The sequence below is a fragment of the Labrenzia sp. R5_0 genome, assembly GCF_017743835.1.
Lineage (GTDB): Bacteria > Pseudomonadota > Alphaproteobacteria > Rhizobiales > Stappiaceae > Roseibium > Roseibium algicola.
On the sequence record NZ_JAGHRK010000001.1, the window covers coordinates 723,621 to 741,688 of the forward strand.

21 protein-coding genes and 2 pseudogenes are annotated in these 18,068 nt (G+C 53.4%); 20 read left to right on the forward strand and 3 right to left on the reverse strand.

Going from position 1 to position 18,068, the window contains the following annotated elements; translation table 11 throughout:
• Positions 1–199 precede the first annotated feature (199 nt).
• The 18 genes and pseudogenes from J7447_RS03355 (at position 200) to J7447_RS03435 (ending at position 14,025) form a co-directional block, all read left to right on the forward strand.
• Complete coding sequence (locus tag J7447_RS03355; RefSeq protein ID WP_209168736.1) at positions 200–712, forward strand: SMI1/KNR4 family protein; 513 nt, start codon at positions 200–202, stop codon at positions 710–712.
• A gap of 123 nt (positions 713–835) precedes the next feature.
• Complete coding sequence (locus J7447_RS31490) at positions 836–1,153, forward strand: AHH domain-containing protein (RefSeq protein ID WP_353653754.1); 318 nt, start codon at positions 836–838, stop codon at positions 1,151–1,153.
• Between the two features lie 4 nt (positions 1,154–1,157).
• Positions 1,158–1,775, forward strand: coding sequence for a DUF1629 domain-containing protein (locus J7447_RS31215; RefSeq protein WP_286188903.1), 618 nt, complete (start codon positions 1,158–1,160; stop codon positions 1,773–1,775).
• Positions 1,776–1,928: 153 nt separating this feature from the next.
• Positions 1,929–3,668 carry a polymorphic toxin type 17 domain-containing protein gene (locus J7447_RS03370; RefSeq protein WP_286189041.1) on the forward strand — a complete coding sequence of 580 codons (1,740 nt, stop codon included), beginning with the start codon at positions 1,929–1,931 and terminating at the stop codon, positions 3,666–3,668.
• A 653-nt stretch (positions 3,669–4,321) separates the two neighbouring features.
• Positions 4,322–4,696 carry a hypothetical protein gene (locus tag J7447_RS03375; protein ID WP_209168738.1) on the forward strand — a complete coding sequence of 125 codons (375 nt, stop codon included), beginning with the start codon at positions 4,322–4,324 and terminating at the stop codon, positions 4,694–4,696.
• Between the two features lie 289 nt (positions 4,697–4,985).
• Complete coding sequence (locus J7447_RS03380) at positions 4,986–5,591, forward strand: hypothetical protein (protein ID WP_209168739.1); 606 nt, start codon at positions 4,986–4,988, stop codon at positions 5,589–5,591.
• A 79-nt stretch (positions 5,592–5,670) separates the two neighbouring features.
• Positions 5,671–5,964: a hypothetical protein gene (locus J7447_RS03385; RefSeq protein WP_022997886.1), complete on the forward strand. Its 294-nt coding sequence runs from the start codon at positions 5,671–5,673 to the stop codon at positions 5,962–5,964.
• Between the two features lie 539 nt (positions 5,965–6,503).
• Complete coding sequence (locus tag J7447_RS31495) at positions 6,504–6,653, forward strand: ribonuclease domain-containing protein (RefSeq protein ID WP_353653755.1); 150 nt, start codon at positions 6,504–6,506, stop codon at positions 6,651–6,653.
• A 12-nt stretch (positions 6,654–6,665) separates the two neighbouring features.
• Positions 6,666–7,103, forward strand: coding sequence for a barstar family protein (locus tag J7447_RS03395; protein WP_209168740.1), 438 nt, complete (start codon positions 6,666–6,668; stop codon positions 7,101–7,103).
• Between the two features lie 118 nt (positions 7,104–7,221).
• Positions 7,222–7,509: pseudogene (locus J7447_RS31500) on the forward strand (hemagglutinin repeat-containing protein); the annotation flags it as partial.
• Positions 7,489–9,342, forward strand: coding sequence for a hypothetical protein (locus tag J7447_RS03400; RefSeq protein WP_353653756.1), 1,854 nt, complete (start codon positions 7,489–7,491; stop codon positions 9,340–9,342). The pseudogene J7447_RS31500 and the gene J7447_RS03400, both read left to right, overlap by 21 nt.
• Before the next feature lie 4 nt (positions 9,343–9,346).
• On the forward strand, positions 9,347–9,709 hold the full coding sequence (locus tag J7447_RS03405; protein WP_209168742.1) for a hypothetical protein: 363 nt from the start codon (positions 9,347–9,349) through the stop codon (positions 9,707–9,709).
• Between the two features lie 96 nt (positions 9,710–9,805).
• Positions 9,806–10,409: pseudogene (locus J7447_RS03410) on the forward strand (integrase core domain-containing protein); the annotation flags it as partial.
• Between the two features lie 448 nt (positions 10,410–10,857).
• On the forward strand, positions 10,858–11,115 hold the full coding sequence (locus J7447_RS03415) for a MafI family immunity protein (RefSeq protein WP_209168743.1): 258 nt from the start codon (positions 10,858–10,860) through the stop codon (positions 11,113–11,115).
• Between the two features lie 433 nt (positions 11,116–11,548).
• Positions 11,549–12,127, forward strand: coding sequence for a hypothetical protein (locus J7447_RS03420; RefSeq protein ID WP_209168744.1), 579 nt, complete (start codon positions 11,549–11,551; stop codon positions 12,125–12,127).
• A 35-nt stretch (positions 12,128–12,162) separates the two neighbouring features.
• A complete protein-coding gene (locus tag J7447_RS03425) occupies positions 12,163–12,624 on the forward strand; it encodes a DUF805 domain-containing protein (RefSeq protein WP_209168745.1) in 462 nt (153 codons plus the stop codon).
• 61 nt (positions 12,625–12,685) lie between these two features.
• Positions 12,686–12,964 (forward strand): hypothetical protein, encoded by a 279-nt coding sequence (locus J7447_RS03430; RefSeq protein ID WP_209168746.1) that lies wholly within the window; start codon positions 12,686–12,688, stop codon positions 12,962–12,964.
• The gene (locus J7447_RS03435; protein ID WP_168688011.1) at positions 12,961–14,025 is read left to right on the forward strand and encodes a M48 family metallopeptidase; all 1,065 of its coding nucleotides are present in this window, start codon (positions 12,961–12,963) and stop codon (positions 14,023–14,025) included. Before J7447_RS03430 ends, J7447_RS03435 begins: the two co-directional genes overlap by 4 nt.
• Positions 14,026–14,032: 7 nt before the next feature.
• On the opposite strand, the gene J7447_RS03440 is transcribed toward J7447_RS03435, so the two are convergent.
• Positions 14,033–14,746, reverse strand: coding sequence for a YafY family protein (locus tag J7447_RS03440; RefSeq protein WP_286188904.1), 714 nt, complete (start codon positions 14,744–14,746; stop codon positions 14,033–14,035).
• A 72-nt stretch (positions 14,747–14,818) separates the two neighbouring features.
• On the opposite strand from J7447_RS03440, the gene J7447_RS03445 reads away from it, so the two are divergent.
• Positions 14,819–15,415 carry a glutathione S-transferase family protein gene (locus J7447_RS03445; RefSeq protein WP_152507175.1) on the forward strand — a complete coding sequence of 199 codons (597 nt, stop codon included), beginning with the start codon at positions 14,819–14,821 and terminating at the stop codon, positions 15,413–15,415.
• Between the two features lie 187 nt (positions 15,416–15,602).
• On the opposite strand, the gene J7447_RS03450 is transcribed toward J7447_RS03445, so the two are convergent.
• Both J7447_RS03450 and J7447_RS03455 read right to left on the reverse strand, forming a co-directional pair.
• On the reverse strand, positions 15,603–16,136 hold the full coding sequence (locus J7447_RS03450; RefSeq protein WP_209168747.1) for a DUF1993 domain-containing protein: 534 nt from the start codon (positions 16,134–16,136) through the stop codon (positions 15,603–15,605).
• Positions 16,137–16,344: 208 nt separating this feature from the next.
• Positions 16,345–16,854, reverse strand: a complete 510-nt coding sequence (locus J7447_RS03455) for a PilZ domain-containing protein (protein ID WP_075283851.1) — start codon at positions 16,852–16,854, stop codon at positions 16,345–16,347.
• 305 nt (positions 16,855–17,159) lie between these two features.
• On the opposite strand from J7447_RS03455, the gene cysQ reads away from it, so the two are divergent.
• Positions 17,160–18,002: a 3'(2'),5'-bisphosphate nucleotidase CysQ gene (gene cysQ / locus J7447_RS03460; protein ID WP_077290419.1), complete on the forward strand. Its 843-nt coding sequence runs from the start codon at positions 17,160–17,162 to the stop codon at positions 18,000–18,002.
• Positions 18,003–18,068: the final 66 nt, after the last annotated feature.

Consider the following 18,068-nt stretch of genomic DNA (forward strand, 5'->3'; position numbering starts at 1 on the left):
TCGGCGCGTCTTCATTCAAAGTCGAGTGAAATGATGCACTGAGCCCGAAGTTTGGATCGCCGGAGGTTGGAGCTTTGCTGCATCTGCTCTGATCCCCGAAAACTTCGATGCCTTCATCGCTTCCGCTCCTTCTCCCAGCCGAGATCCTAGCGCGGAAAACTCCAGTCAAAATCGATCCAGTTTTCGGGGATCAGAGCACATGGTCGAGCAATTATTGGATAAATCGCTCGGCAAACTGGGGGCAATGATGACGTCTATAACTGAGTTAGAAAAACTAATTGCCGAATACTCTGGCAATGGCGTTGAGTTCGGCACAGCGAGCAGCGATCTTTCACCAACAGACGAAAGAGTTGCTGAAACTGAAAACAAGATTGGCTGTAAGCTGCCCCCTAGCTATCTCTGGTTTGTCAAGAACTACGGCGGCGGTCACGTTTATGGCGAAGAGATATTCGCAATATATCCCGTTCTATCCGACCTGTCGGTTGGCGACATTGCTTATCAAACAAAGAGTGAAAGAGAGCAGGGCTTTGTAAGGGATTCCGCTGTAGTTGTTTGCTCTAATGATTTTGGTGAAACTTTCTATTTTGACACATCGACCCAAGATGATGACGGAGAGTATCCAGTCTTTGTGAAAGCTGGCGCAAATGAAAAAAGATACGCGGACAGCTTTGCAGAGTTCTTATACAAGCGGATAGAAAACCCTGAGGGGTAGCTTTCGATCGGTCGATACTCGGATAATGGAAAGCCTATCTACAGTGACACAAATGGCGGTTATTTCACGCTCGAAGGAGGCGGGGTCCGCACGTTTGCCCCAACTGACTACAATTCAGTTCCGATTCATCATGTCTGTACCAATAAATGTCACATAGGTGCCGGTAAAACGCCCGCTTGGACGTCTCGGTTTAAGAAAATTTTCGACAACGCAGGGCTGAATATTGATAGTGAAATCAATAAAATTGCTATTCCTGGACATCGAGGGCCACACCCACAGGCGTATCATCAGTATGTTTATGGGAGCTTGAATGACGCTGTACTTGGACTTACACCGAGTAGACCGAATTATACTATGGAAATTAAGAATACGCTGAGCCGAATCAAGTCTGAAGCCATAATTCCAGGAAGCCAAGTTAACCGTTGGCTCACAGGACAATGAAATCATGAAATACTATTTGCTTAGAGATGATATGTGGCTTGATGAAAGTGCTGACCGTTGGATTTTTGATCGATTAAAGTATGAAACAGATAAGGGGAACCTCGAATTCGTAGACCCTCCCCTGGAGTACATGGAGCCCTGCACTTACCCAATCGACTTGCATCGAGCTGGGAGGGAGACAGACTTTAGTTTTACAATGGACTCTGGAAATATCCCAATTCTTAGTAAAAAAGCTAAATCTGCTCTAGATGGACTGCCAGAAGTCGATGAACCTTATCACCACGTAGTTCTAGAACCAGTTAAGATCGAAAACAAACAAGTAGATAAAGATTATTTTGTGATGATTATCGAAACGCAGATTGATTGCGTAGACGAAGAACGATCCGAGTTTCAGAAGTATGAAGAAAACGATCCTGTTCGGCCAGACAAGGCGGGGCAGTACCGCGCATTTTTCAATTTGGTTATAGATCCGTCGAAGACCGGAGATCATCATATTTTCCGCCTCAAAAAACACCTCGGCTCCATTATCGTGAGCGAGGAGGTTAAAAGGCGTTTTGAAGGTTCTGGTGTGACGGGTGCTGTGTTTGAATCTGTAAACGGAGATCAAAAAACCATTGCGTAACACGGATCAAACCGCTGAACTTTTAAAGTGACACTGGGCTGCATTGCCAACTTGTTGATCGAGCTTTGCTTTGGTTGATCGCTTTTATGAGCGCGGATTGAAGCCGACAGTGCCGATCTCGACATCGGCCGCAACCTCACCATCGAAAGCCGGCTGGACACGGCCGAAGGCTCCAACCAGAGCAGCGGCTACAGCGCCGGGGTTTCCGTTGGCATTGGGCTGGGAGCAGACGGCGCCGGGCCCACCTTCGGCGCCTCGGCCAGCGTCAACGGGGCCAAGGGCTCCAACAGCTCGGCCTGGGTGAACGCCCCCTCCGGCATCGTCACCGACAACGCGCTCAATGCCGATGTCGGCGAAACGACCTCCATCACCGGCGGGGTGATCGCCTCGCGCTCCGGCGATCTGACCCTTGAAACCGAGCGTCTGGAAACGGCGGATATCGACCTTCATCGCAAGGGCTGGCAGGTTTCCGGCTCGGTCGGCGTCAGCATAGGTTCCAATCCGGAAGGCAAGTCCAAACCGGGCATCACGGTGGAAGGGGCCTATTCCAACTCCGAAACCGAGGGCGTTGCCCGCGCCACCATTGGCGAGGGCGAGATCACCGTGCGCGACGGCGACGGCGACGGCGACGGCATCAAGGCCGCCGACCTGGAAGCCGAGGCCGACGCGGCAGATGCCGAAGGCGACACGGCCCGCGCCGAAGCCCTGCGCGCGCAAGCGGACCGGGAAGCGGCGGAAGACACCACCGCCACTGAAACCCAACTTTCCAACCTCAACCGCGACCCGGACGCGGTGGTGGAAGTGACCTCGCAGAAGCAGGAAGGGTTTGAGCTTTATGTGAGTGATACGAGTGTCAGAGATGCTTTCAAAGCCGTCAAACTGGTTGGGCACGCAGCTTCTTCAATCGTTTCCAGTGTCATGGAAAGGATGGGAGATGAAAACCCAGGTTTAAAAGACCTGGCCCAAGCCAAACGTGCGGGACACCTTTCGGACGAAGCGATCCTGACACAGCTTGCTGGTTGCAACCCTCAACATGGCTTTAATCTCTGGCAATTGTTTGTTTCACCTGCCTACGCACAAGGAACTTGCTCCGTTACGACATCCAATGGGTATGTCATTAACCTGAGCGACGAAGAGACACGTCAATGCCTTGAGATCTATCTCGGCACTATGATCGCCAACCCGGAGGATGCCGGTCGTTGGGCGGATCTGCTCCGCACCGGGAACCTCACGGCTCCGGTCAGGGCAATGGGCGCAATCGCGGCCATGTCAAACGGCCCGTATGTAACAGGCTACGGAGAAGATGGCGAAGACCTTGTAACGACAGACGGCAATGGTCGTTTCCTCTATAAGAATACGGTTACAGGTGACTTATTCTTTGCCAATCCGCTGGATGTGGGGGATCCGGCAGTCATTTCTTATGTAAGCGACGCATCTGCGGTCGGTGGGCCGGGAACCAGCTTCACCACAGTAAGACTCGCTCTCGCTCCGAAGTTTGTTGGAAAAACAAAGGCGACAAAGGGAGGATACAAGGGCCCGAACGTTGATTCCGTACCTCCAGAACAATCACCGTACCCGCCGGGTACGCTGAGCTCCGGGAAGGTCTGGACGAAGTCTGCTCGTGTCAAAGAGGCTCAGTTGCCGAGTTCAGGGAAGATAAGATTCGTTCCTCCGGAGAAATGGGATGGAACTACACCTTTGCCACGTGGTCCGAACAAGGGGTATGTCGACAAATTTGGAAATGAATGGACGCGTGGACCATCCAGAACGGAAGGTCAAGCATTTGAGTGGGATGTTCAGCTATCGAATACGGGGAAGTCGCAGTTGGGATGGGCTACTCGGGATGGTTCCCACGCAAACGTATCATTGGACGGGAAGATTACACACAAATGACGCAAGCCTCTTATATCAATATACGGTTTCTCTCTTCTGTGGCTTCGGAGGATGAAGCCGCAGAGCTTGGACGGAGCCTTATGGATGCATTTCGAGATCTTGGGAACATAGTTGCCTTTGAGGTTAAAAAGTACTGGAAAATCCCGGAATGTTATGAGTGCTCAATGGAGTTACATGCAGAAGCCATATCGGACGCGACGCTTCCAATCCTAATAGAGCGGCTAGGTCATGGTTGGGAACGCGTTAGTTCTGCGTGCTTTATTTGGAACCGCTCAGAAGAGTTCCGTTTTGCGGATGAGCGCGTAAATTGGGCTGAAGTCGAGTTCATCGAAGTATGATTGCGCGGCTCAGAGGGTTTTTTCGAAGATCCTCTTGCTCTTTATCACTGTCCTTGGGCAAGGCAATTTTTTCGACGCACAAGGTATATCGCAGAAGCTAAGCTATCCAGCCATGGGCAGGAATTGAATGCGCCGCCGGTCGGTCTGGCGAACACCGCCCGCGCTCTAACAGCCACCGGTGCAAATGGGATGGCCACCGGCACTGCATTCACGTGCTCTGATCTCGGAAAACTCTAGCCCACCTCGAGGGCACGTTGGGTAGCACTCCTGATATTCGGACAGCGCAGAACATGATCATTGATATGGAGGATGCACTTGCTACCCCAAGACCGTGAGTCCCTTATTGATACAAGCTTTCGTTTTGTAAGCTGGTTAGCAAAGAATTTTCCTAGTGTGAAAGATAGCTCTTTGCCTTCCTATTATGACTCATTTGGTGAGCTCACCCGAGAAGCTCCAACTGTGTTTTGGGGAGCGGTCGGTGGGCGAGATTATGCTGAACTTGCCACTAAATCCGCATTTGGTGAAAGTGTTCTTGATCGTGTGGTTGCAATTGTGAAAGACTCTTCGCCAGAAGTTCAAAATGAAATCCTTGTTGGTTTTGTAGAGGCGCATATGTTCCCGCGCCCTGGCTCACCATTGGCTAAGGAGATGGGTGAGGCGCTTGGCATGGATTTGAGCGGTCTATGTTGACTGCAATGCGCCACTTTTTCCGAGTTTTCGTTACGCTCATTTTGTCGGCAATAACTGCTGCGCCAATTGTAGCGTCACCTTTAGATTGGTCTCAAATTTGACCTGCTCCCCTGAAATTTCCCCGTTTTGAGGTTAGTCCGCAGTATTGAACGGATACCAGGAGGAACGCTAGCCCAAGCTGACGCAGATTTTGATGCATTGAAACTATCCAATGTTCTTACGATTGATACTGATCGTCGTATGGGAAGACTACCTCACGGAACGAAAGTAATTGTGCGTCCGAGCCACGATGGGCGACCGACCATCGAATTTCAATGGACTAACGACGCCGGGAACGTTGGTACAACTCGAGAAATTCGATATGGTGATTAATTGCAAGACTTGGACGTTATTGAGGAGTGCAATTAAAGATAAAGATCTTATATCTCCAGATCTGGTGAAGAGCCATTGCTGGAAGTTGGTTGTAATAGACGATAATAATGTAAGTGACGACGTTGTTCGCTGTCTCAGTGAGGCGCTTATGAAATTAGGTATATCTGAGTATTATTCGGTGCCGATTAATGATCTATCTTTAGAAGTTACAAAAGCGCACATTAGAAAATATAACTCTGATGATGTGAGCTGGAGTAGCTTCTTTAATTTTGACGAGAATGGCAAAGCAGATTATCTCGAAATCTGTATTTTCTTTTCTGATCCCATTAAATTTCTTTTACTGCGAACCGGAGATGTCCGGCACATGATCTACGCAGGTCCCAGCGATTTTTTGCAGGTCGCCACGGGGATTGATATGGAAAAAATGGAAGCGGTCGCTGTGGGTTCCTATTGGCCCGACGAAAGAATCGAAAAGCTCTATAAGCCGCTCAAGCTCCTTTCGCTTCCGTCAGGTATCACCTAACTCTCTTTGCACTAAATGAGTAACCCACGGGCTATTCAGACTATGTTTCTCGAATTCCTACAAGGACGGAACCATACTGATGATCGATGATCTTCTAATGCAAGCAATCAAGAAGGCTCTCTCCGATCTTGAAATGAGGGGAGATATTGTTGTCTGCTCAGAGATTGCCGGGGGGCCTGCAAAATATCTTCATGATGCTGTGAGTGCATTTGTTCCGAATAGTGCTCTCACGTACTCAGAACTTTCCGGCATCAGATCCCTAATTTTTCACGCGGTTGATGACAAACGTTTTTTCGATTGGGAGATGCCCACCTTGACGGGTTTCAATGCTGACGGCTTCCGAAAAATTGCTGAAAAGCTGCCAACTGGATGATGATTTTTATCCCGGCTTTCATTGTGTTCCCAGTCCACTATCCAATCTACGAATAGGCCAGGATGTTGTAAGTCTCTAATCTGGCCTTCGCCGCCCGGACCCCTCCTGCTGGTGATATACACCCGACAACTGGACAATCTGTGGTTAGAGACAACACCACAGGAGATATTTTTCGCGTAGGTGGACCTGGGTATGTCTATGAATAGCCGAGTGAAAGCATACGTACGTTTGCTAGACGAAGGAATAGACGTTTGGCGTCCTTGCTATGTGCGCATGGTAAGGAAAGAGGTGGCAATAGTTCTACCTGATGGGTATTTACTCGGCGGTTTTAGTGAAGAGTGGGAGTGCAAGCCAGGAGATATTGTTTCAATAGAAATAAAAGGCGATAAAATGCGCATTTTTCCACTGTAGTTAAAATCTCTCTGGGTAATATATGCTACAAAGAGGACGCAAAACCATCGATGAACTATTGGCGGGTGATACCCAGATCACACTGAATAGCCCCGTGTTTTCTAGACGCCCTCGGCTTTCCTTTTCTGCTGCCGTCTCAACCGGAAGGGTATTACACTGAATATGTACACCCAACACCTGGAGTAATCGGACAGGGGCCTCAACGAGTGATTCAAGGGCAAGGTGGAGGACTGTATTATACGCCAAATCACTTTGGCACGTTTATTCCATTGAATTAGAAGGCAACGCGCTTGTTCAAGTATTTCAAAGATGAGGCTAAGTTGGTACTTCTGGATGGGGCGATATTTTGGTTGCCAACAGGTAGCACCAGTAAGTCAAGTCTCTTTACGGCGTATGGTAGAGCTCTACGAGCACCTAACGGGTATTTTGGTGAGAACTGGGATGCTTTTAGTGATTGCTTGCTTGATCTTGATTGGATCGATTCATTTGAAGTTTTCTTAATCCACCGAGAGCTGCCGCACCTATCGCAAGAAGAGACCGCGATCTATCTGGACATTCTTCAACACGCAATGACGACATGGTCCGATAAGAAGACGGATGAACTGTCTCACCTTTATCCTAGTTTTATTCCACACCGACTGACCATTTATTCCCCAAGAGAAATTGAGGAATTAGTCTCATCGTTTGTTGGAGGGGGCGCTTCTCACTCCCATTCCTCAGGCGCCTGATATTCTGGCATATGCATAGCGGGCATGACCGTCAGACCTGAAACCAATGTAAAATGATGCAGCTGCTCCGCCTTATGGTGTGGGAAGATGTTAACTCGCCTATGAGGGTGAAAGCTCCAGCATGTCCGCGGGCATCGGGCTGACGCTTGGTGTCGGCGCCAGTGGCAAGAATGAGGCCCCCGGCGCCAGCCTCAGCCTGGGGCTGGATGTCTCCGGCCAGCAGAGTTCCTACAGCCAGTCGCAGACCTATCACACCAACACGGATGTGACGGCGGGCGGCAACGTGTCGGTCGCAACCGGCCGGGACCTTGCCCTGAAGGGCGCGCGGATTGAAGCCGACAGTGCCGATCTGGACATCGGCCGCAACCTCACGATCGAAAGCCGGCTGGATACCGCCGAAGGCTCCAACCAGAGCAGTGGCTACAGCGCCGGGGTTTCCGTTGGCATCGGGCTCGGGGCAAATGGTGCTGGGCCCACCTTCGGCGCCTCTGCCAGCGTCAACGGGGCCAAGGGCTCCAACAGCTCGGCCTGGGTGAACGCACCCTCCGGCATCGTCACCGACAATGCGCTCAATGCCGATGTCGGCGAAACGACCTCCATCACCGGCGGGGTGATCGCCTCGCGCTCCGGCGATCTGACCCTTGAAACCGAGCGTCTGGAAACGGCGGATATCGACCTTCATCGCAAGGGCCGGCAGGTTTCCGGCTCGGTCGGCGTCAGCATAGGTTCCAATCCGGAAGGCAAGTCCAAACCGGGCATCACGGTGGAAGGGGCCTATTCCAACTCCGAAACCGAGGGCGTTGCCCGCGCCACCATTGGCGAGGGTGAGATCACCGTGCGCGACGGCGATGGCGACGGCATCAAGGCCGCCGACCTGGAAGCCGAGGCCGACGCGGCAGAAGCCGAAGGCGACACGGCCCGCGCCGAAGCCTTGCGCGCCGAAGCGGAGCTGGAAGCGGCTGAAGATAAAACAACAACAGAAACCCAGCTTGCAAACATTAATCGCGATCCGGATGCCGTCGTGGTTGTCACATCCCGGAAAGAAGAAGGGTTCGAGCTCTATCTCTCCGACACATCTCTCGAGAAGGCTGTCGAAGGCATCGAAGTCACCGGAAAGGCACTCGGGGAAGCGTTCCGGGCGTTGGGAGAAGAACTGGCCGCATCTGGTGCGCTCACCCCGTCGGAACTGGACACGGCAAAAACCGTCGCCAAGGCAATTGACGAAGGCGATCTCGATCTTCGTGCGCTGGTAACCTGTTCCGGTCGCCGAGGCTTCAACCTCTGGGAGCTCGTTGTCTCCTCGGCCCATGCTGCCACCGGCTGTGTGCTGTTCGATGAAAACGGCCGTGAAATTGCAGAACTGACACCGCGGGAACGCGAAGCTTGCGTCCAGATGCTCAGCCGCTTGCTGGAGGAATACGCACGCGATTACCTGGTTGGTGAGAGAGGCGATACCGAACTACCTGCTTCGATTACCAAAACCGCAGAATCACTGCGCGAGATGGCCTCGGATGAAGTGTTGGTCGCAGGGGCGCAGTCTCTGGGCATGTCGGTTTCGTTGATCCGCGATGTGACCATGCGGCTCGCACTCGGCGAGGAGAAATACGCTGAGTACAAGAAGGCGCTGAAACCGCTCGCAGACGCAGGGGAGCTTTCTTCGGAGGCGGTTGCCAGAACGGTTGAGCGCCTTGCAACGGAACAGGGCCTCTCCAATCAGGAAGTCAAAGACCTGAAACTGGTCGCCACTGTCACAACGGCGGCGATTGTTACCGCACTTGGAACGCGGGTTACGAGGCGGGCCGTATCCATTGACGATATACCCGGTATTGGCCCAACACCTGGAAAAGGCGGTTTTTCAGAGTGGTTCAACAACTTAAACACTGATGATTTTGTGGCGTACTGGTCTAATCCCGCAACAAGGTCAAAAATCCAACGTATGCTCCGCGAGCCAGGTGGTTTCCATGAGTGGGCAATGGTATCTAGAGCCGACAAGTTTCACAGTTGGGGATTTACTGCACAAGACATTTGGTCTTTCAGAACAAGCACAAAGAAATTGAACTGGATAAATCCGCAAACTGGTTTGCCTGGGAAACATGGCGGACATGGTTCCGGTGCGTTTCACAACGAACTAGGCCAGCTAATCGACAACAGCGGAAATGTTGGTGAGCTACAGTCCGGACTTGTGTCCTTGGGACATCGTTGGGCTATACCCAACCTTCCCACACTCATTCGAAGGTAAAAAAATGCACACAGTCTATCTCGGTTACTCAAACGTGCTGTCAGCTGAGGAGATGAGGGCGTATTTTGACATCGATCCCGAACACCAGGAGCGGCTTTCGAAATTCGAACAAGTGTTTGGTTGTGACTATGTGGAACCGGGTAGCTTTGAAGTTTATTCGCCGAGCGAATACGAGAATTTTGATTTTGATGCGAAATTTTTTGTCAAGTTGCTGCCCTTCAATCCAGAAGAAAGTCTAGTATCAAAGATAAACTTCTCAACTGTTGAATCAGTTTTTTACGTCGCTGATGTCAATGTTAAAAAGACTTATGTGAAGGATATTTATTTACTTGGTCCAATAGAAGTTGAGAAATTCGAATTTGAATGAGTCCAAAGATGGCATTTTGGCCACAAAGACACAGCCAAGTGTCAAGAAGAATGGATGGCAATACCTGCGTTATTGCCGGATTGGAAAAACTTCCACCGGATCTACCGGGACGAGTGTCTCACGGTGCGCAAGCGCTGCGACCGGAAACGAGCTTTGTGAACGCGCACGCCAATGGCTGTGCCGCAGGCCGCCAATCAGCGCTGGTCTCTCGACTTTGTCTCCGATGCCCTGATGGATGGGCGCAGGTTCCGTATCCTGTGTGTCATTGACGACTTCAGCCGGGAATGTCTGGGAACTGTCGTCGACAACTCGATCTCCGGGGCCCGGGCCGCACGGGACCTGGACGGGATCGCTGAGCGCCGCACTCGCTATCCTTTAATGGTGGTCAGCGACAATGGTACGGAACTCACTTGAAACGCCATTCTCAAATGGCAGCAGGACCGCAGCGTCGAATGGCACTACATCGCGCCAGGAAAACCGATGCAAAATGGTTTTGTCGAGAGCTTCAACGGCCGGCTAAGGGATGAATGCCTCAACGAAATATCTGGTCCGCAGCTACCGACACGCCCGGGACATTATCGAAAACTGGAAGATCGACTACAATCTGGACCGACCGCATACGAGCCTCGACGGTCTCACTCCCCATGAATTTGCAAACCAGTCCAGCAAAGATCACACCGTGAACAGAGCTAACTTATGAACGCGGACAATCGGGGGAGCAGGTCAATTTGAAGGTCGCTTCACTGGCAACGCAATTCAGATACGGGACTAATCATGGAAGAATGTTTGTTGGAAATTCCTGCTGACGAAACGAGCGTAACGCTGTCAACAACGGACGGAGGGCGGCTATTTGTCGGCGATGAGTTTCAAGCCCTAAGAGTTTCGAACTTGCTTCCCCCTGTTGCAGGCGGATCATCGCATCGACATTATCTCAAAGGACAATTCGAGCGGCGAGAGGATCATATCCTAGTACAGATTCCAGACGGCTATGATCTAGATAGTACGGTTGAATTAGAAATTTATGGTGATGTGATAAAGCGAATAGCCGTTTGTTGGCCGTGACTTTGATCACTTCGCCTGTTCTGGCTCCTGATCCGCAACGTGGATTAGTTGGGGTTGGGAACCAAACCTATTTCGAAGTATTGAACATGAATAATAAATCCAAAATTGCTGTCATTGAAATCACCGAGTTGTTTAGGGGGCGGTTAGATGGAGAGTGGCTGAATGATTGCCGTGGTGATGCTGAGCACGGTGAATGGGGTATAGCTTTTGAGAATCTGTGCACGCAGCTTAAAGAATTTGATGTTTTTCCAAATGAGCACGAATACCAAGCTATCCGTACAGCGGGTGAAAGCATGGAAATTGATCCTCAAAGTTGGAACTTTCTTGCTCCCAATAAAAACTGAACGAGTTTGACTTTGTGTGCCATATCACTGGTTGTTCGAAGCTATGTCGGGAGGTTGACCTGCCAAAGACCCTTCATCCAGCAGTAACCGTTTCTGATTGCTGTTTTAGTGTGTTCCACAACGGGCCGTCGTAGCAAGCCAGTCTTCTATAGACTAAATCGCGGATATGCCGTGCGAACCACTTGAGCACCTTTCAACAGAAGAGGGTAGGCACCTAGCCCGCTTGGATACCGGCAGCCACGTTGATTGCAGGCGTCATTTTCATCAGGAGATTACGCTCACAAAAATTGCACACCTAATATTTTCAATCTTTGGTTGATTTTTTCGGAAATTCCCTTCAATAGGAGCACAGGGTGAGTGTCTGCTTCAGGCCATGCTCGCCACCGTCCTCTTGCGGTCGATTGACTGCGCTTCAGCTCCAGAAGGAAAGAATGTGAAAAGACTGGTGTTCCTGCCTTTGTGCCTCCTGTTGGCCGCCTGCCAAACGTCTACCGAAAACTCCTTGAAGACAGTTGATGAGGCCGATGCAAAGAAGCTCGAGGAGGCGTTGGACAATGGACAGGCAGTTGTCCTCGGCGATGTCTACTACAACGCCAAATATTGCCCGGGCAGTTCGATCACGATGATCAATGTCGCGACTTCAAAATACCGATTTATTTCTAACGGCGACGTTTTCAGCCTGGGATCTGACAAGGACAAAGCTGTCGTGGAACCAAGCACTTATCGGATCACCAGAGTTTCGTGCGGCGATTCCGTGGTCAAGCTTGGCGGTGACTGGGCTGACGTTTTGTTGGGGACTGACAAGCTGAAGAAAGCACTGTCCCCGACCTTCTCGGTCAAGGGCGGTGAAGTGCTTCACATCGGGACGCTCCGGATCAACGTTGTCAAAAAACGAACCTTGATTTCCAGCGCAAAAGTCATCGTCACGCGCGAAGCAACTTCACAAGATGCAAGAGTGAAGACGAAAGAGGCTTTGGCAAAAGTCGATCGGCCGGTTCATTTCACGAATTAATTCGGTCCAGTACAAAAAATGAAAAAGTATCAATAATGATTTCTTCTTTATTCTTGTTCAGTGGGAAATTAAGACGTGGTGAATTCTTTTATTGTATTACTTTTGTAATTTTTGTTTTTTATATTTTCATTTCGATTGTGAGATACTTTGATTTCAGTCCGCTGTTCTTCTGGTGTGTTTTGCCGATCTTTGTCTGGTCACTGAGTGTTTTGCAGATAAAGCGGTTCAGAGACCGCTCAAGGAGCGGCTGGAGATACCTGGTTTTTCTGGTGCTGTCCGTCCCCTATGTCACGATCCTTGCCTATTCCGCCTTGTTTTCCGTTGATCTGGGTTTGAAGGGGGAAGGCGCTGTTGCAGCCATCTTGGCAAGCGGCTCATTGATCTACTTCATAACACCGGCGATCGCACAGCATCTGGTGGAGATGTTCTTGTTGCCAGGCGATGGTGACAAGGTCGACGCAAGCACTAAGCCCTTACCTCCCACGCCGGAAGTCTAGTTAATTTTCTTATTAGTGGAAGCGGTCATGGAGACATGGCACGACATACAGGATCGTTCGAATGGTGCTTGTTTTTTATGTATCCCTGATTGCCGGTCTTGCGACCGGACTGGCGGTGTTTGCCTTTGTTGGCGCGATCTCCAAAAATCTCCATCAGGTATTTCTCTTGACGCTAATGCTCCAGGTGATGAATTTCGCGGCTTTGTATCAGCAAGGTGTCTTTCGAAAGTTTTATATATTCCCGGAAGGTCTGATGTTTTTGATCTCGGTGTTTATTAGTCACGTGATTTGCAGCCAGTTTCATCTGCACTTCAAATCTTCCAGGAACAGAACAAGTTGAAACTGTTGTTTGTTGCTGCGCGGCGCTTTGGCCGATTTGCAATCCTGTTGTTCGTCGCTCCGGTCGTAGGATTGTTCGCGCCTTGGCTGTCTTTGTTGGACGCAAACCCGATCCTGTTCGCCGTCAGTGCCGTTTTGATGTTGCCGCTCAGTATGATTGCCGTCGCAATGATGGTCGGCACCCTGTTTGCTGGTGGGCAGGGCAGCAGTGCCACGGGTATTTCTAAGGCGGAAGCTCCAGGTCTCTGGGAGCTTTGGGAAGACATCGCGGGAGCGAAGCGGGCCAAACGCACCGTAATTATGATCAGTAACGAGCTCAACGCCGGCGTTGCGATAAGGCGGCGCCTGTTCGGTCTTCGCCGTGCGCGTATCTACCTCTTCATTGGCTTACCGTTGCTTGCCGTCACCGACCGGGAAGCTTTGGCCGCGATTTTGGCTCATGAGGATGCACATCTGTTGAATCGTGACGTCAATGGCTGTCTTAACCTGGCTGAATTTGAAGCCACCTTCGCTTTTGTTTTTGCGTATGCGCCTCCAGAGAGCACAGTTTCCGGTTCGCTTCTCAACATGCTCCTGGGTTGGTTGGCGAAGCCATTGGCAGCCGAAAATATCCGGTTGAGTCGCGAAGCGGAATTGAAAGCAGACCGCCACGCGGCTCAGTCAGGCGAAGCGAAGGAAAGCGCAAGGGCATTGCTGCTTTTGGGGGCGGCCGATGACTATTTCGACGAAGCTGTTTTCCAACCGCTGAAGCGCGAGTTGATGGGCGCGGCAAAGCCGCCGAAACCACCATTGCAGCGCCTTCTGTCTGTTGCGTCGCAATTGTCCGACACGGAGCTGCTCCAGGCCCATGCCCGCAAGGCATCAGCGAAACCCGGCGAGATTGACGACGATCACCCTTCCTGTGCGGAACGGTTGGCCGCTCTTGGCTATGACGAAATAATACATCTCGATCCTGTCAGCGAACCGGCATTGTCCAAACTGGTCGACCAGTCGGTAGTGCAGCAGATGGTCGTTGCGTTCGATGACGACTGGACAATGCGTGTCGCGAACAGCCTTCAATAGTTTGACGTCAGTTGATTTGTCGCGGTGACCTGTTCCGGTCATATCCCCGTTGCTGGATGTAGTCGCGGAGCAGGCCCACCCGGTTGGGGCGGAAGCTTTCGGTGCCGGGCGCCAGGGAGGCGATCCGGCTGACGTGGAAGTGGCGGTAGTCTTGCCGCAGGCGGCAATGGGCGAGCAGCAGCAGCGAGGTTTCGCTGTAGGAAAGACCCATCGGCCAGATTTCCCGGGTTGTCGTCCGCTCCTGCAGGTCGCGGTAGGTGATGACCAGGCTGAACTCCTCCCAGCAGGCCTCGCGCAACAGGTCGAGATCCACCGTCACCGGCGGGCGCTTGTCCGGCTGCCGCCAGCTGCGCATCACCGTGTGCATGGCCTGGCGCGCCTGCCGGTCGGGCAGGGTGGCGATGATGCGGGCCATGGCGTTGCGGCCGGCCTTTTTCAGTGTCTCGTCGCCGATCTGGTCCAGCCCGCTTTGCGCCAGCATCAGCGCCTCGATTTCCAGCCGGGAGAAACTCTGCGGCGGCAGCACGGGATCTTCCGTCAGGGTGTAGCCGACGCCCGCGGCCCCGTCGATCAGGGCGCCGCCCGCACGCAAGGTCGCGATGTCGCGGTAGAGCTGGCGCAGGGAAACGCCTGTCTCTTCGGAAAGGCGCGCGGCGGTGACCGGTTGGGGAAGGCGCCTGAGGGTATCCATCAGACGCATCAGCCTGTCCATGCGGGCCATTTTTGCTCCTGCCGTAAATTGTCAGCAGGGGGAAGCTATACCTCTGGCATCACAAAGAAAAGGAGCTTTCCCATGTTGACGCTTTACCATTCTCCCAACAGCCGGTCTTCGGCGATCGTGACCCTGATCGAAGAGCTGGGCGCCGACGTCGAGGTGAAGGAAGTGACGGTTCGCCGGCAGGATGGCTCGGGCGGGCCGGATGCATCCAACCCGCATCCGGAAAAGAAGGTGCCCTACCTGGTGGATGGTGCCGAGGGGATCCGCGAGCGCGGCGCGATCATGCTTTATCTCACCGACAAGTTTCCCGAAGCCGGGCTTGGGCCGATCGAAGGCCAGCCGGGGCGCGGGGACTATCTGTCCTGGCTGTTCTACTATCAGGGCGTGATGGAGCCGGTCATCATCCTGAAATTCGCCCAGTTTACGCATCCGGCCGTGGAGGCGAGCCTGCGCGATTTCGACACGATGGTCGCGCGGCTGGCGGAAACGCTGGAAAAGCAGCCTTACCTGCTGGGTGAAACCTATTCGGCCGTCGACCTGTTGTGCAGCGGTCCGTTTCTGTGGCTGCCGGACATGTTGCCGGACAACGAGGCGATCCGTGACTGGGTGAAGCGGTGCAGCGAACGCCCGGCCACCGTGCGGACGCTGGAGCGTGAACGCCAGGCGGCCTGAGAGGTTTTGAACCTCTGCTGACGATATGGCCTGCCGGGTTTTGCCCGGTGGGCCATATCTGTTTGCGCAGGTGTCATGAAAACGGCCCTGAAACTGGATGAATGGCCTGCGCGGCTTTCCAGTTGGCCCGCCTGTTCGTTTCAGCCGGTGAGGGGGAGGGCAAGGGTGAGGGGGAGGGGAAAGGCCGTCAGTCCGGCCTCGTCCGCAACTGGCCTTCATAGTCGCGCTTGCCGATGGGCACGCCGCGCGTGCGCAGGATGTCGTAGGCGGTGACGGCGTGGAAATGAAAGTTCGGCAGCAGGAAGGACAGGAGAAAGGTCTCCGATGTCAGGGGCGTCGGCCGAGGGCTGATGTGAACCAGATCAAGGTCGAGAGGCCGGCCCGACCAGTCGTTTACCTCGGCAGGCGTATAGGCCTCCAAGCGTGTCACTGTCTGCGCGATCCGGTCCTGCAGATCCGCATATGGAGCTGGTCCGACAAGCGGCGGAGGGGTGAAGGCACCCGTTCTCATTGCTTCCAGGCCCCAGACGGAAAAATTGTCGACGCACTCGATCTGAAACCAGAACTGAGCCATGTCCGGATAAAGCCGCGCGGTCGCGAAGTCGTCCGGATCGGTGCCTGTCTGCTGGCTATGGGTTGCCGCCTTTTGAAGAAACCCGCTGACGGCGCGTGCCGTTTGCAGGAAGGTTGGCACGCTTATGTCGTAGAGGGTGGTCGCCACGGGCTGTTTCCTGGTCATGATCCGGGTTCGAAACACGCCTTGGCGTGATCTTCAAAGGGTACGACGGGGAGGCGGATCATATCCAGGAATTTTGAGCGCTGGTGTGGAAGCCGGCATTCTGCCTCGGGCGGCAGGGTGCACTTGCTGGCTGTCTGTCGAGCACCGCGAAGAGAAAGGGCATCTGACGTATTTCGCCGCGCGCAGCGTATCAGCGCCTCTTGCCGAAGGTCGGCTTGCCGGCGCCGGCACTTGCGTCCTGACGGGTGCGGCGCACGGAGGTGCGCTCGTCGGCATGCGGTTCATCCTGGTGGCGGCGTTGGAAAAAGTTGTCCGGGCTGTCGCGGCGCTCGTCGAGTTCGCTTCTCAGAGCTTCTTCGGAGCTTTTCAGCACCTGCGCGCGCTGCGCAGCAACATGCCGTTTCTCGCCGATGAACTGGACGCCGCAGCGAAGGCCTTCCTCCCAGCGGCGTTCGCAGGTGACTTCATAGTCTTCCAGGTCGATATGAAGGTCGAATTCCTTGGGCAGCATGTAGGCCTGCTCGAATTCCAGCAAAGCGCCGCCTTCGGAGATGTTGCGCACCATGCAGGGAATGGATCTCAGCCCGTTTTGAAAGACCATCTTGCCTTTCTTGAACACGCGTGCCCGCCGCTCCCGCGGCATCTGTTCGCTGGCGCTCTCATCCGCGGGTGCGTGCGGAAATGGTTTGGCGTCCGACATGGGTTTCTCGCATTCTCATGGTGTCCAAGGGCACTTTAACCCCCATTTGGGGTAAGTTTAGGCGCAAAGCCCTTGCCAATCGGTGAATCCACGTATGGATCAGTCAGGTAAAGCCCGGCATAGGACCATGTTGGGAGCAACAAAAGCTCCCTTGCGAGGGTCAGAGAAACCTGAGCTTTTTGTATTCAGGCGAAAACGTGGAACACCATTCCTTGAATTGATACACTGTACCTTTCTATTTACGGGACAGCCACGCGGGCGGACAGCGCGGGGGGCAATATTTCCCGGCGCGAATTGAGGCATCGATGACTGAAGACCAGATATCTTTCTTGAACCTGCTGGCCCTGAGGGCTGGAGAGGAAATCCTCAAAATCTACGCGGAACCTTTCGAGGTTGAGAACAAGGTCGACGGGTCTCCGGTGACCAAGGCCGACGCGGCAGCCGAGGAAATCATTCTCGCGGGCCTTGCGGAAAAGTTCCCCGACATTCCGGTGGTGGCCGAAGAAGCGGTCGAAGCCGGCAAGCTGCCTGCGGCAGGTGCGCGGTATTTCCTGGTCGACCCGCTCGACGGAACCAAGGAATTCCTGAAGAAGAACGGTGAGTTCACCGTCAACATCGCCCTGATCGAGGATGGCCGCCCGGTGTTCGGCGTGGTTTCCGCACCAGCCCTCGAAGAGATCTATTGGGGTGGGGAATTCCGGGAAAACGGCAAAACCGAAACCAGGGCCTTCAAGGGAACCATCGCGAACGGCGGCATCAGCGATGTTGCGCCTATCTCCGTTCGCACGCCGCCGGTGGACGGCATCAGCGTGCTCGCCAGCCGCTCTCATCTTTCGGAAGAAACCTCTGCCCTGATTTCACGGCTGAGTGTCGCCGAACAGCTTAACGTCGGCTCGTCGCTGAAGCTGTGCTGGGTGGCCGCCGGCCGGGCCGATTTCTATCCCCGTCTTGCGCCCACGATGCAATGGGACATTGCCGCCGGTGATGCAGTTGTACGCGCCGCCGGCGGGGCGGTCGTTCTGGCTTCAACCGGCGAGGACTTTGTCTACCGGGTGCCGGAGAACGCCCGCAAGGACGACCTGCGGAACCCGTTTTTTCTGGCAGCCGGGTGCAGGAACCTCCTGCGGGATGTCGCACCCGCTGCCTGACGATTTGCAAAATTGCGCGGGCGGTTGGCCCGTGCCGAACGATTGATACGGCCGGTTCGCCGGCCA

Bases quoted from the DNA above. Each gene is read 5' to 3' on its own strand.
- J7447_RS03445 (WP_152507175.1), top strand. From the start codon at position 14,819: ATGTTGACGCTTTACCATTCTCCCAACAGCCGGTCTTCGGCGATCGTG.
- cysQ (WP_077290419.1), top strand. From the start codon at position 17,160: ATGACTGAAGACCAGATATCTTTCTTGAACCTGCTGGCCCTGAGGGCT.
- J7447_RS03430 (WP_209168746.1), top strand. From the start codon at position 12,686: ATGGTGCTTGTTTTTTATGTATCCCTGATTGCCGGTCTTGCGACCGGA.
- J7447_RS03405 (WP_209168742.1), top strand. From the start codon at position 9,347: ATGCACACAGTCTATCTCGGTTACTCAAACGTGCTGTCAGCTGAGGAG.
- J7447_RS03455 (WP_075283851.1), bottom strand. From the start codon at position 16,854: ATGTCGGACGCCAAACCATTTCCGCACGCACCCGCGGATGAGAGCGCC.
- J7447_RS03385 (WP_022997886.1), top strand. From the start codon at position 5,671: ATGATCGATGATCTTCTAATGCAAGCAATCAAGAAGGCTCTCTCCGAT.
- J7447_RS03380 (WP_209168739.1), top strand. From the start codon at position 4,986: ATGGGCGACCGACCATCGAATTTCAATGGACTAACGACGCCGGGAACG.
- J7447_RS03440 (WP_286188904.1), bottom strand. From the start codon at position 14,746: ATGGCCCGCATGGACAGGCTGATGCGTCTGATGGATACCCTCAGGCGC.
- J7447_RS03355 (WP_209168736.1), top strand. From the start codon at position 200: ATGGTCGAGCAATTATTGGATAAATCGCTCGGCAAACTGGGGGCAATG.
- J7447_RS03415 (WP_209168743.1), top strand. From the start codon at position 10,858: ATGAATAATAAATCCAAAATTGCTGTCATTGAAATCACCGAGTTGTTT.
- J7447_RS31215 (WP_286188903.1), top strand. From the start codon at position 1,158: ATGAAATACTATTTGCTTAGAGATGATATGTGGCTTGATGAAAGTGCT.
- J7447_RS03425 (WP_209168745.1), top strand. From the start codon at position 12,163: ATGATTTCTTCTTTATTCTTGTTCAGTGGGAAATTAAGACGTGGTGAA.